Source organism: Massilia frigida, from assembly GCF_011682175.1.
GTDB classification, from domain to species: Bacteria; Pseudomonadota; Gammaproteobacteria; order Burkholderiales; family Burkholderiaceae_D; genus Telluria_A; species Telluria_A frigida.
In genome coordinates this window covers 1-337 of the sequence record NZ_WHJG01000203.1, presented here as the reverse complement: position 1 = coordinate 337, position 337 = coordinate 1, and the positions used below count along the sequence as shown (strand labels likewise).

The window sequence follows — 337 nt, the reverse complement described above, 5'->3', positions numbered from 1 at the left end:
CATCACCAGAAGGGTGCGCAGGTAGCGATCGCCTGCCTTGTTAATGCGTCCCAGCCTGGTTTTTCCTCCCGAACCAACTCTGCCGGGGACGAGGCCAAGCCATGCGGCGAGCTGGCGGCCGTTCTTGAAGTCATGGCCGTTCCCGATCGAGGCCGTCAGCGCCGAGGCCGTGATCGGACCGATGCCGTCCAATTTCATCAAGCGCTGGCTGGGCACATCGGCGGTGGCGGCCTGTTTGATGTGGGCGTCGTATTCGTCGATGCGCTCATCGAGCACGCTGATGTGGCTGAGCATATCGTCGACGGCCCGGCGCATCCAGGTCGGCAGCGCTTCGCTG

At 63.8% G+C, this 337-nt stretch carries 1 protein-coding gene; it reads right to left on the bottom strand.

Annotated elements, in window-relative coordinates:
- A partial coding sequence (locus F2P44_RS34690; protein ID WP_167094640.1) for a transposase occupies positions 1–337 on the bottom strand: 337 nt, incomplete at both ends.